Annotated in this window: 15 protein-coding genes; 5 read left to right on the forward strand and 10 right to left on the reverse strand. The window is 71.9% G+C overall.

The window, feature by feature from the left end; translation table 11 throughout:
- Positions 1 to 100: 100 nt before the first annotated feature.
- From HD595_RS19400 to HD595_RS19420, 5 genes are all read right to left on the reverse strand, one after another.
- Positions 101 to 706 carry a GNAT family N-acetyltransferase gene (locus HD595_RS19400; protein ID WP_253770999.1) on the reverse strand — a complete coding sequence of 202 codons (606 nt, stop codon included), beginning with the start codon at positions 704 to 706 and terminating at the stop codon, positions 101 to 103.
- Between the two features lie 10 nt (positions 707 to 716).
- Entirely contained in the window at positions 717 to 2201 is a 1485-nt protein-coding gene (locus tag HD595_RS19405) for an APC family permease (RefSeq protein ID WP_253771001.1), read from the reverse strand.
- Between the two features lie 53 nt (positions 2202 to 2254).
- Positions 2255 to 2887, reverse strand: coding sequence for a GOLPH3/VPS74 family protein (locus HD595_RS19410; protein ID WP_253771003.1), 633 nt, complete (start codon positions 2885 to 2887; stop codon positions 2255 to 2257).
- A gap of 297 nt (positions 2888 to 3184) precedes the next feature.
- On the reverse strand, positions 3185 to 3937 hold the full coding sequence (locus HD595_RS19415; protein WP_253771004.1) for an SDR family NAD(P)-dependent oxidoreductase: 753 nt from the start codon (positions 3935 to 3937) through the stop codon (positions 3185 to 3187).
- A gap of 98 nt (positions 3938 to 4035) precedes the next feature.
- Positions 4036 to 4614: a TetR/AcrR family transcriptional regulator gene (locus HD595_RS19420; RefSeq protein WP_253771006.1), complete on the reverse strand. Its 579-nt coding sequence runs from the start codon at positions 4612 to 4614 to the stop codon at positions 4036 to 4038.
- A gap of 148 nt (positions 4615 to 4762) precedes the next feature.
- Here HD595_RS19420 and HD595_RS19425 point away from each other — a divergent pair, with 148 nt between their 5' ends.
- Together HD595_RS19425 and HD595_RS19430 are read left to right on the forward strand one after the other, a co-directional pair.
- Entirely contained in the window at positions 4763 to 6715 is a 1953-nt protein-coding gene (locus HD595_RS19425) for a beta-galactosidase (protein ID WP_253771008.1), read from the forward strand.
- Between the two features lie 136 nt (positions 6716 to 6851).
- Complete coding sequence (locus tag HD595_RS19430; protein ID WP_253771010.1) at positions 6852 to 7046, forward strand: DUF5999 family protein; 195 nt, start codon at positions 6852 to 6854, stop codon at positions 7044 to 7046.
- 151 nt (positions 7047 to 7197) lie between these two features.
- Here the strand turns inward: HD595_RS19430 and HD595_RS19435 are convergent, their stop codons facing one another.
- From HD595_RS19435 to HD595_RS19450, 4 genes are all read right to left on the reverse strand, one after another.
- A complete protein-coding gene (locus tag HD595_RS19435; RefSeq protein WP_253771012.1) occupies positions 7198 to 9540 on the reverse strand; it encodes a LuxR C-terminal-related transcriptional regulator in 2343 nt (780 codons plus the stop codon).
- A gap of 110 nt (positions 9541 to 9650) precedes the next feature.
- A complete protein-coding gene (locus HD595_RS19440; RefSeq protein WP_253771014.1) occupies positions 9651 to 10463 on the reverse strand; it encodes a carbohydrate ABC transporter permease in 813 nt (270 codons plus the stop codon).
- Entirely contained in the window at positions 10460 to 11377 is a 918-nt protein-coding gene (locus HD595_RS19445) for a carbohydrate ABC transporter permease (protein WP_253771016.1), read from the reverse strand. The genes HD595_RS19440 and HD595_RS19445 overlap by 4 nt, the downstream gene beginning before the upstream one ends.
- Positions 11374 to 12675 carry an extracellular solute-binding protein gene (locus tag HD595_RS19450; protein WP_253771018.1) on the reverse strand — a complete coding sequence of 434 codons (1302 nt, stop codon included), beginning with the start codon at positions 12673 to 12675 and terminating at the stop codon, positions 11374 to 11376. Before HD595_RS19450 ends, HD595_RS19445 begins: the two co-directional genes overlap by 4 nt.
- A 291-nt stretch (positions 12676 to 12966) precedes the next feature.
- Here HD595_RS19450 and HD595_RS19455 point away from each other — a divergent pair, with 291 nt between their 5' ends.
- Positions 12967 to 13761, forward strand: coding sequence for a DeoR/GlpR family DNA-binding transcription regulator (locus HD595_RS19455; protein ID WP_253771020.1), 795 nt, complete (start codon positions 12967 to 12969; stop codon positions 13759 to 13761).
- Between the two features lie 9 nt (positions 13762 to 13770).
- On the opposite strand, the gene HD595_RS19460 is transcribed toward HD595_RS19455, so the two are convergent.
- Positions 13771 to 14967 (reverse strand): cytochrome P450, encoded by a 1197-nt coding sequence (locus HD595_RS19460; protein WP_253771022.1) that lies wholly within the window; start codon positions 14965 to 14967, stop codon positions 13771 to 13773.
- A 197-nt stretch (positions 14968 to 15164) separates the two neighbouring features.
- Between HD595_RS19460 and HD595_RS19465 the strand changes: the two genes are divergently transcribed.
- Both HD595_RS19465 and HD595_RS19470 read left to right on the forward strand, forming a co-directional pair.
- Positions 15165 to 17510, forward strand: a complete 2346-nt coding sequence (locus HD595_RS19465) for an ATP-binding protein (protein WP_253771024.1) — start codon at positions 15165 to 15167, stop codon at positions 17508 to 17510.
- The gene (locus HD595_RS19470; protein ID WP_253771026.1) at positions 17507 to 19597 is read left to right on the forward strand and encodes an ATP-binding protein; all 2091 of its coding nucleotides are present in this window, start codon (positions 17507 to 17509) and stop codon (positions 19595 to 19597) included. Before HD595_RS19465 ends, HD595_RS19470 begins: the two co-directional genes overlap by 4 nt.
- Positions 19598 to 19704 lie beyond the last annotated feature (107 nt).

Consider the following 19704-nt stretch of genomic DNA (forward strand, 5'->3'; position numbering starts at 1 on the left):
CACCACTGGCTGTTACGCGGCCACGATCCGTGGCATTGCGGCGGCATTAAACCGGGCGCACCAGGTGACCTGCGTGTGACGTCACGCGTGTCCCACGAGGTCAGGCGGCCGACGGGGCGTCGCCCGGGCGCCACATCGGCCAGAACGTCGCGCCGTCCGGCAGCGCGAACGTCTCGCGCGGCCGGTAGCCGTGCCGCAGGTACAGGTCGCGGCTGCGCGGGCTGCTCGCCTCCAGGTACGCGGGCAGCCCGCCGAGCCGGGCGTGGTGGTGGCGCAGCAGCGCGCTGCCGAGCCCGCGGCCCTGCCGCGCCGGGTGGACCGCCAGGAACGCCAGGTGGTGGTGCGGCTCGTCCGGATGGTGCTTGTCGAACAGCGAATCCAGCAGCAGGAAGCGCTCCAGCCACGGCCCGGCGGCCGCGGCGAGCCGCTGCTCGTAGCCGGGCGGCTCGGGCAGCGGTCCCACGCGCGGGAACCAGACGGCCACGGCGGGGGCGTCGTCGATCAGGTCGATCTCGCCGTGCCGGACGGCCTGCTCGACCAGGATCCGGAAGTCGGCGGTCATGATCTCGTGCCGGCCGCGCGGCTCGGGCACGAGGTACGACACGGCGGCGAGCGGCTCGAACGCCGTGGCGATCAGCTCCGCGACGCGCGGCACGTCGTAGGCGCCGGCGCGGCGGATCACGGGGGCGGGGGACGACGAGGTCATGGCGGGCTCCTCAGCGGGCGAGGTCGTGGACGGTCGCGGCCTTGGCGCCCAGGCCGACCCGGGAGTAGACGGCCGGTTGCCCGGAGCGCAGCACCATGGCCCACACCACGCCCACCACGGCGGCGACGCCGTACACGGAGGGCAGGATCCAGGCCAGCGGATCGCCCTCGGGCACGCCGAGCACGGTCGGGAAGTTGATCACCGCGAGGACGACCATGACGGCCAGCGCCGCCGCGGCCGGCACCGGCGCGGCCAGCCGCCGCCAGACGTCCTCGCCGCTCGGCTCGCGGGAGAAGAACGCGATGACCGCGATCGAGGTGGCGAAGACCAGGAGCAGCACGCCGAAGCCGCCGAAGGTGCCGCCGTAGAAGAAGAGCTGCACCAGCGGGTCGAGGCCCAGCACCGCGTACCCGACGATCACCAGGAAGCCCAGCACGCTCTGCGCGATCGAGCCGGCCTTGGGCGCGCCGGTGCGCGGCCGGGTGCGGCCGAACACGGCGGGCAGCACGCGCTCGCGGCCGAGGGCGAAGAAGTAGCGGGCCGTGGTGTTGTGGAAGGAGATCATCGCGGCGAACAGGCTGGTGACGAAGAGCGTCCGGGCGATGTCCACCACGGCGGAGCCGAGCTGCGTGGCGGCGATGACGAAGATGGTCTCGGCGCCGTCGCGGCGGGCGGCCTCGACGATGTGCGCGGGCCCGGTGGCGACCGTCATCGCCCAGGCGGACAGCGCGTACAGGCCGGCGATGATGGCGATCGAGGCGTACGTGGCGGTCGGCACCGTACGGCGCGGGTCGCGGCTCTCCTCGGAGAAGACCACGGCCGACTCGAACCCCACGAAGCCCAGCGTGGCGGTGATCAGCAGCGCGCCGACCCCCGGCACGAACAGCGCTCCCGGCGACAGCGTCTCCAGCGAGAGGCCGGCCGGCGCGGGCCCGGCGACGTCGGCCACGTCGAACAGCAGGATCACCGCGACCTCGGCCGTGAGCAGGACGGCGAGGAGCCGGCCGTTGACGTCGATCCGCATCACCCCGAGGACCGACACCAGCGCCCACGCGACCAGCGACAGCAGCCACCAGGGCGGCGAGACGCCGGTCCACCGCTCGACGAGGGGCGTGGCCGCCGCGCCGAACGCGCCGTACAGGCCCACCTGGAGCGCGTTGTACGCGATCAGCGCGACCCAGGCCGCGGCGATGCCGGCCGGGCGGCCGAGGCCGCGGCTGATGTAGGTGTAGAAGGCTCCGGCGTTGGCCATGTGGCGGGCCATCGCGACGTACCCGACGGCGAAGACGGCGAGCACGGCGCCCACGGCCAGGAACGCGACGGGCAGGCCGGTGATGCCGGTGACCGCGTACGCGGTGGTGACGACGCCGGCGACGACGGTCAGCGGGGCCGCGGCCGAGAGCACGAAGTAGACCACCGACGGCGCGCCGAGCCGGTCGGCGGCCAGCGCGCCGGCGATCGGATCAGGCCGGGTGGGGGAGGGGGCGACGGGCATCCGGTACCTCTCTGGGGGGTTCAGAACGGGGTCGGAACGGGTGCGGGGAACGGTCAGGTGCGATAGGTGAGGACGGCGTCGCCGACCGCCGCGCTGACGTGGCGGCTCAGGTCGCGCAGCGGCTGCGGCATGGCGGCGAGCACGGCGGCCAGGTAGCGGTGCGCGGTGGGCCGGTGGTCGGGGTCCTCGACGACGGTGTCGGTCATGCCGCAGGCGTCGACGAGCGCGGCCAGCAGCATGTCGTACGGGTTCAGCGGCTGGCGGCGGACCAGCGAGAGACGCAGCCGAGTGGACGGCCAGACGGCGGGCCCGAACTCGGTGGCGAAATAGCGATTCTGTTTGTGTTTCAACAATTTAGGCGTCACGCATTCCAGCAGCCCGACGGTGAGTAATCGGCCGGTGACATCGTCGAGGGAACGTTGCGCCAGATACGCCAGCCAGGTGCGCACGTCGGTGTGCTGGGGCGAATTCGCGATATCGGCCAGGGTCGCGTCGGCCACGCTCTCGCGCAGCGGCAGGCGGTCGAGGAGCTGGAGGCGCGTGCCGCTCACGGTGAGCCGGTTCTCCAGGACGAGCTCGCCGATCAGGGCTCCGGCCAGGCCCAACGTCAGGCCCTGGAGGTACAGGCGGGGCTTGCCGGTGCCGGTCGTGTCCCACGCGACGAGGAAGAAGTCATCGGCCAGCAACCGGATGCTCCCGCCGGGTGTGTCGCGACAGGTGGCGAACGGGGTGCGTCCAGGGGGAGGACAACCGAATCGGTTCGCTCACTATCGCCCTTAATGGATAGCCGGTTCATGAAATCGCGTGCTGGTGGCGCGAAAATGTTTATCAAGAACGCTGCGGCTGCGGCTAGGCCCCCCTTATCGCCAAGCCACTCCATTGGACGCATTAATGCTCTATATGATGATTTATCCGCCTTATTGAAGATCGTCACCTTGTCCTCTGGTGTCCCAGAGGACCCAGGCGTCAACCCCTGTCGTGGGTCAGATGGTGGAGCCGCCGTCCATCACCAGGTCGTGGCCCACCGTGAAGCCCGCATCCGGCGAGGCGATCCAGAGGATCCCGGACGCGGCCTCCTCCAGCGCGCCCACCCGCCCGACGGGCAACTGCTCACCGAGGCGGACGGCCCGGTCCGCCTCCGTCTCGCCCGGGCGCAGCGACATCGTCGTGTCGTGCGGCCCCGGGCTGACGGCGTTGATCCGGATCCCGTCCCGGATGTACTCCAGCGCGGCCGTCCGGGTCAGCGCGGTCACCGCCGCCTTGCTCGCCGCGTACGCGCCGGTGCCCGGGATGCGCTTGTGGGCGCCGATCTGCGAGGAGACGTTGACGATGACCCCGCCGCCGGCCGTGAGCATGTGGGCGATCTCGTACTTCATGGACAGCATCACGCCGGTGGTGTTGACCGCGAGCGTGCGGGCCCAGTCGGCCTCGTCGATCTCGGCCGCGCGTCCCATCGTGAGGACGCCGGCGTTGTTGACCGCGATGTCCAGCGACCCGTACGCCGCGACGGTCTCCGCCACCAGCCGCTCCACGTCGGCGGCGCGGGTCACGTCGGCCGTGACCGCCGTGGCCGTGCCGCCCGCCTCCTCGGCCAGCTTCACGGTCTGCTCCAGTGGCTCCCTGTTCCGCCCGGCGACCACGACGCGGGCCCCCTCGCGGGCGAAGGCGAGCGCGGTGGCCCGGCCGATGCCGGAGCCGGCGCCGGTGACCAGCGCGACCTTGTCGGCGAACCTCATGACGAACCTCTTTCCTCGCGGCCCGCCGTCTCGCGGCGGGACCTTTCAATTAGACCGAACGTTCCAGATAAAGGACATGCCGAAGAGGGGCGGGGCGGTCACAGCAGGCTGAGGGCGTGGGCCGCCGCGTCGCGCATCCGGGCCGGATCCGGCGACGCCTTGCCCATGACCCGCATGCCCTGGAGCACCACGATGAGGAAGCGGGCCAGCGCTCTGGGGTCCTTGCCCGCGTCCAGCTCGCCCTGCGCCCGCGCCCGGATGAGGGCCGAGGTCAGGGCCGTCTCCAATTTGTCCCAGTTGCGGTCGACGAACCGGCACACCTCTTCGTCGCGGGGCAGCAGCTCGGCCGCCGCGTTGACGATCATGCAGCCGCGTTTGCCCTCCTCGGAGGACGACTGCCGGGCGAACGACCCGACGAGCCGCCGCACGGCCGGAAGCGCCGGCCCGGGCTGGGACAGCAGCTCGACGGCCGACGGGTTCTGCACCTCCGTGAAGCGCTCCAGCGCCTTCATGTAGAGCTCGTGCTTGCCCCCGAATGTCGCGTACAGGCTGGCCCGGCCGATGCCGAGCCGTTCGACCAGGTCGGCCATCGAGGTCGACTCGTACCCGCGCTCCCAGAACAGCTCCAGCGCCGCGTCGAGCGCCGCGCCCGGGTCGAACTCCTTGCTCCTGGCCATGCCCGCGACACTACCTCTTTCTGGAACGATCGGTCAAAGTCGCCTGGACCCGACCAGGGAAGTGCCTTGTCGCGGCGGAAGAAGAACGTTTTAATACCCCCTGGCGCGGCCCCGCGTCCCCACGAACGCGTCCCGCGAGGAGCACCCTTTGATCGTCTACGGCGGCGACTGGAACCCTGAGCAGTGGCCCGAGGAGACCTGGGCCGAGGACGTCACCCTCATGCGCGAGGCCGGGGTCAACCGGGTCAGCGTCGGCATCTTCTCGTGGTCGTTCCTGGAGCCCGAGGAGGGCCGGTTCGACTTCGGCATGCTCGACAAGGTCATGGACCTGCTGGCCGAGAACGGCGTGCAGGCGTGCCTGGCCACGCCGACGGCCGCGCCGCCCCCCTGGTTCGGGCACACGTACCCGGAGGCGCTGCCCGTCGACGCCGACGGCCGCCGGATGTCCCACGGCAGCAGGCAGGGCTTCTGCCCCAGCTCGCCGATCTACCGCGAGCGGGCGCTGCGCGTCGCCGAGCAGGTGGCGCTGCGCTACCGCGACCACCCGGCGCTGGCCATCTGGCACATCCACAACGAGTACGGCTGCCACAACGTCCGCTGCTACTGCGACGCCTCCGCCGCCGCCTTCCGCGTCTGGCTGCGCGAGCGCTACGGCACGCTCGACGCCCTCAACGACGCCTGGGGCACCGCGTTCTGGTCCCAGCGCTACAGCGCCTGGGAGCAGATCCTGCCGCCCCGGGCGACGCCCACCTTCACCAACCCGGGCCAGCAGCTCGACTACCGCAGGTTCTGCTCCGACGCGGTGCTCGACCTCTACCGGGCCGAGCGCGACCTGCTCGCCCGCCTGACCCCCGGCGTCCCCGCCACCACCAACCTCATGGCCGGGATGCACTGGGAGATGGACTACTGGACGTACGCCCCGGAGATGGACCCCGTCTCCTCGGACCACTACCTCATCGGCGAGGACCCCCACATCCACCTCGCCTTCTCCGCCGACTTCGCCCGCTCGCTCAACCGCGGCCGGCCGTGGCTGCTGATGGAGCACTCCACCAGCGCCGTCAACTGGCAGGGCCACAACCCGGCCAAGCGCCCCGGCGAGCTGCTGCGCAACTCCGTCCAGCACCTCGCCAGGGGAGCGGACGCGATCATGTTCTTCCAGTGGCGGGCCTCCCGTGCGGGGGCCGAGAAGTGGCACTCGGGGATGGTCCCGCACGCGGGCACCGACACCAAGATCTGGCGTGAGGTCAAGGCCCTCGGCGCGCTGCTGAAGGACCTGGCCGAGGTCGAGGGCAGCACGGTCACGGCCGACGCGGCGATCCTGCTCGACTACGCCAGCATCTGGGCCGAGGACCACCCGGCCCAGCCGACCACGCACCGCGACCCGGTCGAGATCATCCGCCAGTGGTACGGCGCGCTCTGGAAGGCGGGCGTCACCTGCGACGTCGCCCACCCCGAGGGCGACCTGTCCCGGTACCGGCTGGTCGTCGTCCCCGCCCTCTACCTGATCAGCGACGCGGGGGCGGCCAACGTCGAACGGTTCGTCGCGGCCGGCGGCACCGTGCTCGTCGCGCCGTACAGCGGGATCGTGGACGAGCACGACCGGGTGCGGCTGGGCGGCTACCCGGGCGCGTTCCGCGACCTGCTCGGGGTGACGGTCGAGGAGTTCTTCCCGCTCGCGCCCGGGGAGCCGGTGACCGTCGCGGGCGGCGGCACGGGCACGGTGTGGAGCGAGCTGGCGCACGCCACCACGGCCAAGGTCCTCGACACCTACGCCGGCGGCGAGCCGGCCTGGACCCGCAACGCCTGGGGCGACGGCACCGCCCACTACCTGACCACGCTGCCCGACGGCGACCTCCTGGGGCGCGTGGTGGCCGAGGTCTGCGCGGACGCCGGCCTGGCCACCACAAACCACCCCGGGGTCGAGCTCGTCCGGCGGGCGCACCCCGACGGCCGGTCGTACCTGTTCGCGATCAACCACACGGAGGCCGCGGCGGTGGTCCCGGCCACGGGCGTCGCGCTGCCCGGCGGCCGGCCGGTGGACGGCGAGCTCACGGTCCCCGCGGGGGAGTTCCGCGTGGTCCGGCTCTTGGCCGTTTCCTGACCTCTCACTACCTACGTACGGACGCCTAGGTACCGAATTAGGGATTTATCCCGTCGTTCTGTTTCCCTGCGCCGGGCAGTCTGGGTGCTTAGACATGGGCTCAGCCGACCCGAGAAGAAGCAGAGAGGGACGAGCCATGTGCCAGCACCAGCCGCCGTGTCCACCGGCGGACGCCCCGTGCCACGACGCCGCCCGCCTGGTGGCCTTCCACCCCGAGCAGGGGTGGGGCCTCCTCTGCAACGGCGTAGTGATCTTCGATGACACGGGCGAGTTGCTGCCGGACGGCACAAGCATCTCCATCGGCCCCGTCTGCTGTGGAACGGCCGCCTGAGGCGGCTGCTGACGAAAGGACACGCAGCCCGTGCGCAGGATCCAGATCCGCAAGTCCAAGAAGCCGAGCCCCGGCCAGTCCGGCCTGGACCTGCGGACCCCGTCCGGCCGCCGCCTCCCGTACTGACCGCCCGCGGCCCCACGGGGCCGCGTCAGCCGTCGTGCTCGTTGACCCAGACCGCCACCTGGGCCCGCGAGTGGAAGCCGAGCTTGCCCATGATGTGCTCGATGTGACTCTCGGCGGTGCGCTGGGAGATCACCAGCGTGGTGGCGATCTCCTTGTTGGTCAGCCCCTGGGCGACGAGCCGGGCGATCTCCGTCTCCCTCCGGGTGAGCGGTCCGGTCCCCTTGGCCGCCGGGCGCTCACCGCCGCCGCCGGTGGAGCGCTCGCCGACGCGCTCGTCCCTCTGGAGCGCGTAGTCGAGCGCCTCGTCGAAGGAGAGCCGGACGCCCTCCTCGAAGGCCGTCTCGAAGGCGGAACGGCCGAGCGCCTCCCGGGTGAGGCGCTCGCACTGCTCGTGGTAGCGGGCCAGATGCCCGAAGCCGGACAGCGGCGCGCCGATCATCTGCCAGATGGTCCGCAGGATGCCGTACAGCCGCGCCGCCCGCCGGTGGTCGCGCTCGGTGGTCGCGATCCAGGCCAGCACCTCCAGGTTGACCCCCACGCCGAGCGGGTCGCCGAGCGCGCGGTTGAAGGTCAGGCTCTCCGCCTCCAGCGCGGCGGCCCGCGCCAGGTCGCCCTGCCGCCAGACGTCCACGCCGAGTGCCATCATCATGTACGCCTTGTGCCAGCCCTCCCCGTGCGCGTCGGCCACGGCGAGGCACTCGTCGCCCATCGCGATGGCCCGGCCGGAGTCGCCGCGGAAGGAGTGGGCCAGCGAGAGCCGGATGAGGGCCAGCGTGGTGCCGACCGGGTCGCCCAGGGCGCGGTGCCGGGCCAGGGCGTGCTCGTACAGCTCGATGGCGCCGTCGGTGTCACCCTCGCACATGGCGATCATCCCGGAGTAGAGGGCGACGTACCCGAGGACGTCCTCCAGCCCGAGCCGCTCGCCCAGGCTCTGGCTCTCCTTGAGCATCTCCGCCGCGGCCGGGACGTCGGCCTGGATGATGGCCAGCCAGCTTCCCGCCCACAGCGCCCGCGCCCGCGTCTCCGGGGTGCCCGCGCCGGCGGCGAGCGCGCGGTCGAGCCAGCGGCGGCCCTCGCCCAGGTAGTAGCCGGTGATCCAGTGGTAGAGCAGGTCGGTGGCCATCTCCAGGCAGGCTCCGGCCTCGTCGGGGTCGCACAGGCAGCGTTCGAGGGCGCTGTGCAGGTTGGCGTGCTCGTGGCGCAGCCGGGTGAACCAGGCGACCTGCGAGGGCCCGAAGAGGTGGTCCCGCGCCTCGGCGGCCAGCTCCCGGTAGTAGTCGCGGTGACGCCGTTGCAGCTCGCCCTGCTCCCCGTGGTCGGCGAGCCGTTCGAGGCCGTACTGACGGATGATCTCCAGCAGCCGGTAGCGGACCCGCGAGCCGTGCTCTTCCCTGATCAGGATGGACTTGGAGACCAGCGCGCAGACGAGGTCGAGCACCTCCTCGCGGTCGATGCCGTCGCCGGAGCAGACGGCCTCGGCGCCCTCCAGGTCGAGCCCGCCCGCGAAGACCGACGCGCGCGCCCACAGCAGCCGCTCCTTCTCGGAGCACAGCGCGTAGCTCCAGTCGATGAGCGCCCGCAGCGTCTGGTGGCGCGGCGGCTCGGCCGGGGAGCCGGCGGTGAGCAGCCGGAACCGGTCGTCCAGGCGGTCCAGGAGCTGGCGCAGCGACAGGGCGCGCAGCCGGACGGCGGCCAGCTCGATGCCGAGCGGCAGGCCGTCGAGCCGGTGGCAGATCTGCAGGACGATGTCGCGGTTGTCCTCGGTGAGCTGGAACGACGGCAGGACGGCCATGGCCCGCTCGGTGAACAGGCGCACGGCGTCGGTGCGGGCCAGCGACTCGATGGGCAGCTCCGCGCCGTCGGACCCGGGCATGGGCAGCGTCGGCACCGGCAGGATCCGCTCGCCCACGAACCCCAGCGCCTCGCGGCTGGTGGCCAGGATGCGCAGGTCGGGCGCGGCGCGCAGCAGCGCCTCGGCCAGGACGGCGCTCTCGCGGACCAGGTGCTCGCAGTTGTCCAGGATGATCAGGGCGTTCTTGTCGGCCAGGAAGTCGGTGAGCACCCGCAGCGGGGAGCGGGCGTTCTGCTGGCGGATCTCCAGCGCCTCGATCACGACCTGGGCCAGCATGTCGGGGCTCTCCAGCGCGCCCAGCTCGACGAACCACACGCCGCCGCGGAAGTCGCGCGCCATGTCGAGCCCCACCCGCAGTGCCAGCCGGGTCTTGCCGACCCCGCCCACGCCGGTGAGCGTGACCGCGCGTGACGCGGACAGCAGTCGCTTGACCTCGGCCACCTCGTGCCGACGCCCAACGAAGCTGGTCACCTCCGCGGGCAGCCGGACACACTGCTGCCGCCTGGTGTCGTTCATCGCCAGCATCATGAAAGCCCCGCCGGCCGGGCCACCGGGTTACGCCCGAGCCGTTCCTTCGAGCTTATGCGCTGGTCACCACGGGTGGGAAGGCGGGACCGGACGCCCGCTCATCCCTTGAGACCGCTGGCGAAGCCCTTGATGACGTAGCGCTGCAGCAGCAGGAACGCGACGACGACCGGCAACGCCCCGAGCACCAGGCCGGCGAAGACCAGGCCGTGGTCGGAGACGTACTGGCCGACGAACGCGAAGACGCTCACCGGGATCGTCTCGAAGCCCGACCCGCCGAGGTACAGCAGCGGGGTGAAGAAGTCGTTCCAGATGAACACGGCGTTGAGGATCAGCACCGTGCCCGTGATGGGCCGCAGCAGCGGGAAGACCACCTTGGTGAACGCGGTGAAGTGCGAGGCGCCGTCGATCTGCGCGGCGCTGGCGTAGTCGCGCGGCAGGGCCCGGATGAAGCCCGTGTAGAGGAACACGGTGAACGGGAGCTGGATCCCCGTGTAGAAGACGATCATCCCGGTGTGTGAGCCGATGAGCCCGAGGTCGGACACGAGCTGGTAGAGCGGGATCATGCCGAGCTGGAACGGCAGCACGATGCCGAGCAGGAACAGGATGTACAGCCCGTAGCCCATGCGGCTCTTGGCGCGGGCCAGGTAGTAGGCCGCGAACGAGCCGAGCGCCACCAGCGCGACCAGGCTGACCACGGTGATCACCGTGCTGTTGACCAGCGACGGGCCGAGCGCGGCGGCCGTCCACGCCTTGCCGAAGTTGTCCAGCGTGGGCGGCGCGGGCAGCGAGAGCGGGCTGTGCGCGATCTGCGCCGGGTCCTTCAACGACAGCGTGATCAGCGCGTACACCGGGAAGAGGAACGCCACGGCCACGGCGACCATGACGATCTCCAGCAGGAACGTCCGCTTCACTGGGCCACCTCACGGTTGCGGAGATAGTAGAGCTGCACCATCGACACGGCCGCCACGAACAGCGCCAGCACCAGCGCGATCGCCGTGCTGTAGCCGAACTTGCCGAAGACGAACGCCTGCTTGTACAGGACCGTCGAGAGCGTCTCGGTGGCGTACCCGGGGCCGCCGTTCGTGGCCGCGAAGACCTGGTCGAACAGCTTGAGCCCGCCGATCGTGGACAGCATCAGGTTGATGGTCAGCGACGGCGCGAGCAGCGGCCAGGTGACGTACCGGAACCGCTGCCACGTCCCGGCCCCGTCGATCATGGCCGCCTCGTGCAGCTCCGGCGGGATCCCCTCCAGCCCCGCCAGGAAGATGACCATCGAGTAGCCCGCGTACTGCCACACCACGGTGCCCGCGATCGACCACAGCGCGATCGACGGGTCGCCGAGCCAGTCGACGTGGGTGCCGAGCAGGCCGTTGAGCCCGGCGGCCGGGTCGGGGTTGTAGATGTACTTCCACAGGAAGGCCACCATGACGGGGCTGACCACCACCGGGGCGAAGAACACCACCCGCAGGACGGCGCGGCTCCTCAGCCTCACGTGCACGCCGAGCGCGAGCAGCAGGCCCACGCCGTTCTGCACGGCGACGATCGTCACGGTCAGCAGCAGCGTGTTGCCGATCGAGCCCATGGCCTGCTCGTCGTGGAACATGGCCGTGAGGTTGGCCAGCCCGACGAACGACTTGTCCGCGCCGATGCCGCTCCAGTCGGTGAAGGCGTAGACCATGCCGGCCAGGCTCGGGTAGAGCACGACCGCGGCGTAGACGAGCAGGGCGGGCAGGGCGAAGACCCACGACGGGGAGAGGGAGCTGAACCTCCTCCACGGCTTGCGGGCCGTGGAGGGAAGGCTCCCGCGGGCGATGTTCGCGGTCACTTGGCGTATGCCTCGTCCATCTTCTTCAGGGCGTCGTCAATCTTGATCTTTCCGGCGAGCAGCTCCTGGATCACCGCGAAGTGCACGGGCTGCACCTCGGCGTTCGGCCAGCGCTGGTCCATGAACGGGACGGCGCGGTCCTTGGTGAACGGCAGGAACGACTGCACGGCCGGGTCGATGGTGGAGCTGGAGTCCTGGGTGAGCGGGATGGCGGAGATGGCCTTGGCCCAGCGGTTGATGCTCTCCTGCTTGCCGAGGAAGTCGATGAACGCCTTGGCCTCGGCCACGTTCTTGCCCTTGGCCGAGGCGCCGAGGCCGACGACCACGCCGGCGGGGATCCACACCTGGTCGGCGGAGTCCGCGCCGGGCACGGGGAACATCGACAGGTCGGAGGGGCTGGTGGCCGACTTGCGGAAGTCGGGCAGCACGGCCGAGACCTGGATCGCCATGCCGGCCTTGCCGGTGGCCACCATGGAGGTCTGCTGCTCGAAGGTGGTGCCGTTGGGGTTGTCGTTGAAGAAGCCGCGCTTCTGCAGCTCCAGGTACATCTCCATGGCCTGGCGCCAGCCCGACTGGGCGAAGCTGGTCTGCCCGGCGCGCTGCTTGTCGTCGAAGGTCGGGTCCTTGGCGTACACGGTGGAGGGGACGAGCGCGTACGTGATGAGCTGGGTGACCCAGGGCGTCTGGGCGCCGAGCGCGATCGGGGTGATCCCGGCCTTCTTCAGCTTGTCGCACACGGCGAGGAACTCGGTCCACGTGGTGGGCGGCGCGTCGATGCCGGCCTTCTGGAACGCCTTGGTGTTGTAGACGGCGCCGATGACCGACGAGCCCGCCGAGTACATGTAGGTCTTGCCGTCGCTCTGGAAGGCCGGCTTGAACCCGGTCGGGATGGTCTGGGTCCACGCCTGGTCGGACAGGTCGGCGAGCAGCCCGGCCTTGGCGATCTGGCTCATCGACATGGCGCTGCCGTCACCCGGGTAGACGACGTGCAGGTCGGGGGCGTTGCCGGCGCCGAGCTGCGTGCGCACCGAGGTCTGCACCTGGTCGGTGGGGGCGAAGGTGGTGGTGAGGGAGACGGCGGGCTTGACCTGCTTGTAGGCGGCGACCAGCTCGTCCATCGCGGCCTTCTGGTCGGCGACGCCGACGAACTTGAGCTGTGTGGCGGCCGGCTGGCCCTGCGCGGTGGTGGTCTGCGGCTTGGTGGAGCAGGCGGCGCTGGCCGCGGCGGCCGCGGCCAGCCCGCCCATCATGCGGAAGAACTGGACGCGGCTCATCCTGGCTTCGCGTAGGTCGGTCATGGGGGTCTCCTCCGTGCAGGTCCCACGCGGGCGGGGGGTGTGGGCTGTTATGCGAACGTTTTAATCGGGAGGGTCCAAGATGTGAGGCGAGTCTGACAACATCCTGGGAGGAGCGTTAAATCTAACGCTAAAGAGTGTGAACTTGTGATGTTGCGTGGAGACTATGAGCCACTCCCCGAGGTGTCAAGGGTGTGAGAGATTGAGTCCCCGTAACGAACTCGGCCGTACGCGGCATGTCCATTCACGGTACGAGCATCCAGACATCGACATCCAGACATGGGAGCGCCAGCAGTGAAGTCGCGTCCACGCGCGGCCGGTGGGGCCAGCAGGCGCCAGGCGATGGCCGAGCACGTCATGCGCCAGGGCTCCGTCTCGATGACGGAGCTCGCCGAGATCTTCGAGGTCAGCGTGATGACCGTCCACCGCGACCTGGACCTGCTGGAGAGCCAGGGCATGGTGCGCAAGTTCCGCGGCGGGGCCAGCGCGCAGGCGTCCAGCGTGTTCGAGAGCAACATCGCCTACCGCAAGACCGCCCAGACGGCGGAGAAGGAGGCGATCGCCCGGCACGTGGTCGGGCTGATCGAGCCGGGCAGCTCCGTCATGTTCGACGACTCCACCACCGCGCTGGCCGTCGCCCGGCATCTGGGCGAGGTCACCCCGCTGACCGTGGTGACCAACTTCCTGGAGGCGATCCGGCTCCTCGCGCCCGTGCCCGGCATCCGGCTCATGGCGCTCGGCGGCGAGTACTACCCGACGCACGACTCGTTCCTCGGGGTGGCCTGCGTCGACGCGGTCGAGGCGATGAACACCGACACCGTCGTGGTCTCCACCTCCGCCGTGTCCGACCGGCACGCCTTCCACCAGGAGCAGGAGATCGTGCTGGTCAAGCGGGCCATGCTCGCCTCCGGCACGCGCTGCGTCCTCGCGGTGGACCACACCAAGCTCGACCGGGTGGCCCTGCACCGCGTCGCCCCGCTGGAGGCGTTCGACATCATCGTGGTCGACTCGCGCGCGCCGGAAGAGGCGATCCAGCGGCTGCGCGACCGGCACCACCGGGTGGACGTCGCCGAGGTCACCGAGCCGTAGCGGCCCCGCTCACCAGGTGACGGGCAGCGCGGTCAGGCCGTGGACGAGGTGGAAGGAGCGGAAGGACGGCCCCGGCTCGGCCAGGCGCAGCTCCGGGAACCTGCGCAGCAGCGCCGGGAACGCGATCCGCATCTCCATGCGGGCCAGCGGCGCGCCCAGGCAGTGATGGACGCCGTGCCCGAAGCCCACGTGGCCCGGCGCGCCCCGCGTGATGTCCAGCGCGTCGGGGTCGGGCAGCAGGCCCGGGTCGCGGTTGGCGGCCGGCAGCGCGCAGATGACCAGCTCGCCCGCCCGGATCGTCCGCCCGGCGATCTCGGTGTCGGCGGCGGCCACCTTGCTGGTGCCGGAGTGGACGATGCTGAGCCAGCGCAGCAGTTCCTCCACCGCGGCGTCGGCCCGCTCGGGCTCCTCCCGCAGCAGCCGGAGCTGGTCGGGGTGGCGCAGCAGGGCCAGCGTGCCGAGCGACAGCATGTTCGAGGTGGTCTCGTGGCCGGCGAACAGCAGCAGGCTGCCGATGCCGGCCAGCTCGGCCGGCGTCAGCTCGTCGCCGTGCTCGCGCACCAGCATGCCCAGCAGCTCCTCGCCGGGGTCGGCCATCACCCGCTCGACCAGCCCCGACATGTAGGCGCGCGACTCGATCTGCAGCTTCACGCGCTGCTCGACGGGCACCGACACGTCGAGCATCCGGCTGGTGCGGTGCTGGAAGCCCTCGCGGTCGTCGTACGGGACGCCCAGCAGCTCGCAGATCACCAGCGACGGGATCGGCAGCGCGAACGCCTGCACCAGGTCGGCCGGCGGACCGGCCTTCTCCATCGCGTCGAGGTGGTCCTCGACGATGCGCGTGACGCGCGGCTCCAGGCGGCGCATCCGGCGCAGCGTGAACTCGGGGGTCAGCAGCCGCCGCAGCCGCGTGTGCTCCGGAGGGTCGTGGGCCAGCAGGTTGCCCGCCCGCAGCACGGCCAGCTCCTCGTCGCTGACCGGCGGCGCGCCGGGCAGCCGGGCCAGGCCGATCTGGGCCAGCGGGAAGCGCTCGGCGTCGCCGAGGACCGCGCGGACGTCGGCGTGGCGGGTGACCAGCCACGCCTCCACGCCGAACGGGGTCATGACCCGCCGGACGCCCTCCTCGTCGCGCAGCGCCCCCAGCTCGGGGACGGGGGCGAAGCCGTCGCGGCGCATGTGCAGCGGCATCAGCGAGGTGTCCGTCATGTGTCCCCCCGGGTGACCGGCGATCCTGACCGCTCCTGACCACGACGGTACCAACCCGTCGGCGATGCGCAAGATCGAATCTTTGTCGTGGCTCTGACCTGCGGCGACCCCGGGAGGCGGCTCCGGGAGAGGCGTACGCTGAGGTTGACGGCCGGCGACGACGAGGAGGGGACCGGTCATCGGGTCGTGGAGCAGTCATGACGTCACGGGGAACTGACAGCTGGAGCGCCACCGGACTGCCGGCCGAGCTGACCAGCTTCGTGGGCCGCCGGCACGACATCGCCGAGGTCAAGCGACTGCTGGCCGGCTCCCGGCTGGTGACGCTCGTCGGCGTGGGCGGCGTCGGCAAGAGCCGGCTCGCCCTGCGCGTCGCCGCCGAGGTGCAGCGCGCCTTCCGCGACGGGGTCTGCCTGGTCGAGCTGGCCGCCCTGGAGAGCCCCGGGGTGCTGGCCCAGGCGATGATCGAGAGCCTGCGCATCGTGGACCACTCCTCCCGCGAGCCCATGGAGGTCCTCACCGACCACCTGCGCGGGCGGCAGACGCTCATGGTGCTGGACAACTGCGAGCACCTGCGTCACGACTGCGCCGTCCTCGCCGCGACGCTCGTGCGCGCGGCGCCCGGCCTGCGCATCCTGGCCACCAGCCGGCAGGCGCTCGGCGCCGCGGGCGAGCAGACCATGGTGGTGCCCGCCCTGCCGGTTCCCAGGACGAACGGCACGCGCCCCGGCGGCGAGCCGGCCGAGCGGTTCGACGCGATGCGGCTGTTCGCCGAGCGGGCCCAGGCCGTCGTGCCCGAATTCGAGATCACCGACGACAACCGCGAGACCGTGGCGCGGATCTGCCGGAGCCTGGACGGCATCCCGCTGGCCATCGAGCTGGCCGCCGTGCGGCTGCGCGTCATCTCCGCCGACCAGCTCCTCGCCCGGCTGGAGGACCGCTTCCGGCTCCTCACCACGGGCTCCCGGGCGCGCCTGCCACGCCAGCAGACCCTCAGAGCGCTCATCGACTACAGCCACGCCCTGTGCACCGACAAGGAACAACTGCTCTGGGCCCGGCTGTCGGTCTTCTCCGGCAGCGTCGACCTGGAGGCGGCCGAGCACGTCTGCTCCGGCGACGGCCTCGCCCCCGAGGAGATCGTCGATGTGATCATCGGCCTGGTCGACAAGTCCATCCTGGTGCGCGAGGAGCACGGCCCGATGGTGCGCTTCCGGCTGATGGAGACCATCCGCCAGTACGGCCGCGACCGGCTGCGCGAGTCCGGCGAGGAGGCCGAGCTGCGCCGCCGCCACCGCGCCTGGTACGTGGACCTGGCGACCCGGATGCACCACGAGTGGTTCACCCCCGCCCAGGTGAGCTGGTACGAGCGCATGCGCCTGGAGCACGACAACCTCCGCTCCGCCCTGGACCACTGCCTGTCCACGCCCGGCGAGGCCCAGGAGGGCGTGATCCTGGCGGCGGCGCTGCGCTTCTACTGGATCGCCGCCGACGCGCCGCGCGAGGCGCGCCGCTGGCTCGACGACCTGCTCGCCGCCGACCCCGCCCCGGTGCCGGGCCGGCTGTGGGCGCTCGGCGTCAACGCGCGCATCGCCGTGCTGCAGAGCGACTTCGCCGTGTCCGCCGGCCTGCTGAAGGAGTACCGCGAACTCGCCCGCACGCTCGGCGACGACACCGCCGAAGGGGGTGCCGCGTACGTCGAGGGGCTGGCCGCGCTGCTCCAGAGCGACCTGCCCGAGGCCGAGCGGCTGCTCGGCGCGGCGCTGGACTACGGGCGCGCCACCGGCGACGACATGCTCGTGGCCAACGCCCTCATCTACCTCGGGACCACCCTGTCGCTGCTCGGCCGCGCCGCCGAGGCGGTCGAGAGCTTCGAGGACTGCCTGCGCCTGTGCGAGACCCGCGAGGAACGCTGGTTCCGGTCGTACACGCTGTGGACGTACGGCATCGAGGTGTGGAAACAGGGCGACACGCGGCGCGCGGTGGAGATGGAGCGCGCGGCCATCAGGCTCAAGGAGCCGTTCAAGGACCCCCTCGGCATCGCGCTGTGCGCCGAGGCCCTGGCCTGGATGGCCGCCGGGGAGGGCGACGGGCGGCGGGCCGCGACGCTGCTCGGCGGGCTGGAGGAGATCCGGCGGGGGTTCGGCGGGCCGCTGTTCGGCAGCCTGTCGGCCTACCACGAGGCATGCGAGGCGGCGGCGCGGGCCGCCGTCGGCGACCGGGCGTTCGAGACGGCCTTCCGCAAGGGCAAGGCGATGAGCTCCGGCGAGGTCGTCGCGTACGCGCTGCGTGACGCCAGGCGCGGCGACGAGCGGCGCGGCGGGTCCTCGCCGCTGACCCAGCGGGAGATGGAGATCGCCCGGCTGGTCGCGCGCGGCATGAGCAACAAGGCCATCGCGGGCGCGCTGGTCATCGCCCAGCGCACCGCCGAGGGGCACGTCGAGAACATCCTCAGCAAGCTCGGCTTCAGCTCGCGCGTGCAGATCGCGTCCTGGGTCGGCCGCCAGGAACACCCCGAGGACGAGCCCGGACCGGGAGGCGCGCCGTGAGACCGGTGGCGGACGGTGACCAGACACGGTCCGATCCCGCCAAGGAGGCGTCGAGGGAGGCGTCGAGCTTCGTCGGCCGCAGGAGGGAGCTGGCCGCGGCCCGCAAGATCCTGTCCCGGGGGCGGCTGCTGACGCTGACCGGCACGGGCGGGGTGGGCAAGACCCGCCTGGCGCTGCGCATCGCCGACGGCCTGCGCGGCGCGTACAAGGACGGCGTTCACGTGATCGAGCTGAGCCTGCTGGAGACCGGCGACCTGCTGGTGCCCACCGTCGCGGCCGGCATGGGCCTGCGCGACGAGGGGCCCGACGCGATGGCGCTGCTCGTCGACTACCTGTCGGACAAGCGCATGCTGCTCGTCCTCGACAACTGCGAGCACCTGCTGCAGGACTGCGCCCGCCTCGTGGACCGGATCCTGCGCGGCGCGCCCCGCGTCCGGATCCTGGTCACCAGCCGGCAGATCCTCGGCGTGTACGGCGAGCAGGTGCTCGCGGTGCCGTCGCTGGCGGTGCCCGACCCCGCCGGCCCCCCGCGCGAGATCGCCCGCCACGACTCGGTGCGGCTGTTCGCCGACCGCGCGGCCAGCGTGTGGCCGGGCTTCGCGGTCGACGCCCGCAACGCCGAGTCCGTGGCGCGGCTGGCCCAGCGCCTCGAAGGGATCCCGCTGGCCATCGAGCTGGCCGCCGTGCGGCTGCGCACGCTGCGGCTCGACGGGCTGATGCGCGAGCTGGACGACTTCCTGGAGGTCCCCGCCCCCGGTCGCGCCGTGACGCTCCCGCGCCACCGCACGCTGCGCGCCACCATGGACTGGAGCTACCGGCTGTGCTCGCCGGCCGAGCAGCGGCTGTGGGCCCGGCTGTCGCTGTTCCCGGGCGGCGTGGACCTGGACACCGCCGAGGCGGTCTGCGGGGGCGACGGCATCGCCGCCGAGGTGTTCGACCTGATCGCCGGCCTGGTGGACAAGTCCGTCCTGGTCGGCGAGCGCTGCGACGACGGCATGCGGTACCGGATGCTGGAGTGCATCCGCGCGTACGGCGGCGAGCGGCTCCAGCCGGACGAGGACCGGGCCATGCGCCGCCGCTACGTCCGCCACTACCACGCCCTCGTCGGCGGCAACCGGGTGGACGAGCTCGTCCCCGAGCAGCTCGACCGCTACCGGCTGCTCCAGCGCGAGCAGCCGAACGTGCGCGCCGCCCTGGAGCTGGCCCTGAGCGAGCCCGGCATGGGGGCCGCCGCGCTGGAGACCGCCGGGACGATGTGGTCGTTCAGCCTGCCCTCCGGCTCGCTGACCGAGGGCCGCTACTGGCTGGAGCGCAGCCTGGAGCGCTCCCCGGAGCCCTGCGCCGCGCGCGCCACGGCGCTCTGGGTGGACAGCATGCTCGCCCTGCGGCAGGGCGATGTCGCCTCGGCCATGCCCCGGCTGGCGGAGAGCCAGGCGTTCGCGGCGGACACCGGCGACGAGCGCCTCCTGCCGTACGTCGTGCGCATCGCGGGGATCGCCGCGTACGTGGCCGGCGACGCCCGCCGGGGGCTGGAGCTGCTGGAGGAGTCGATCGCCCTGCACCGGGCCGTGGACGACACGGCCGGCGTGGCACTGGACCTGTACTTCGCGGCCACCTACGGCTCCGTCCACGCCCCCGAGCGGGCCGCCGCGCTCGGGGAGGAGCTGCTGGCGCTGTGCGAGGCGCGGCGGGCGGCCCTGTCGCGCGGCTACGCCCAGCTCTCGCTCGGCATCGCCGCCTGGAGCCTGGACGACCGGGAGCGGGCGGAGTCGCTGGTGCGCGAGGCCGCCGCGTTCACCGCGCAGATCAACGACCGCTGGTGCCTCACCCAGTGCCTGGAGGTCCTGGCGTGGATCGCCTGCGCCGGCGGCGAACACGCGCGGGCGGCCTGGGTGCTCGGGGCGGCGCACGCCCTGTGGCAGGCGGTCGACTCCTCGCCGACCCGGCTGTGGTACCACGCGACGTGGCACGAGCGGTGCGTGGAGCAGTCGCGGCAGGTGCTGGGCGACCGCGACTTCACCACCGCCTTCCGCGACGGGGCCCGGCACGGCCTCGACCGGGCCGTCATCCACGCGATCGGCGCCTGACGTGGGGGCGCGGCCCCCACGCCCCGGCTTTCACAGGCATGGTCTTCGCCGGTGGGGCGCTTCGCGCCTTTCGGCACAGGCTGTGTCTGATCGGGGCTTCGCCCCAA

Origin of the sequence: Nonomuraea roseoviolacea subsp. carminata (assembly GCF_024172185.1) — a bacterium.
Lineage (GTDB): Bacteria > Actinomycetota > Actinomycetes > Streptosporangiales > Streptosporangiaceae > Nonomuraea > Nonomuraea roseoviolacea.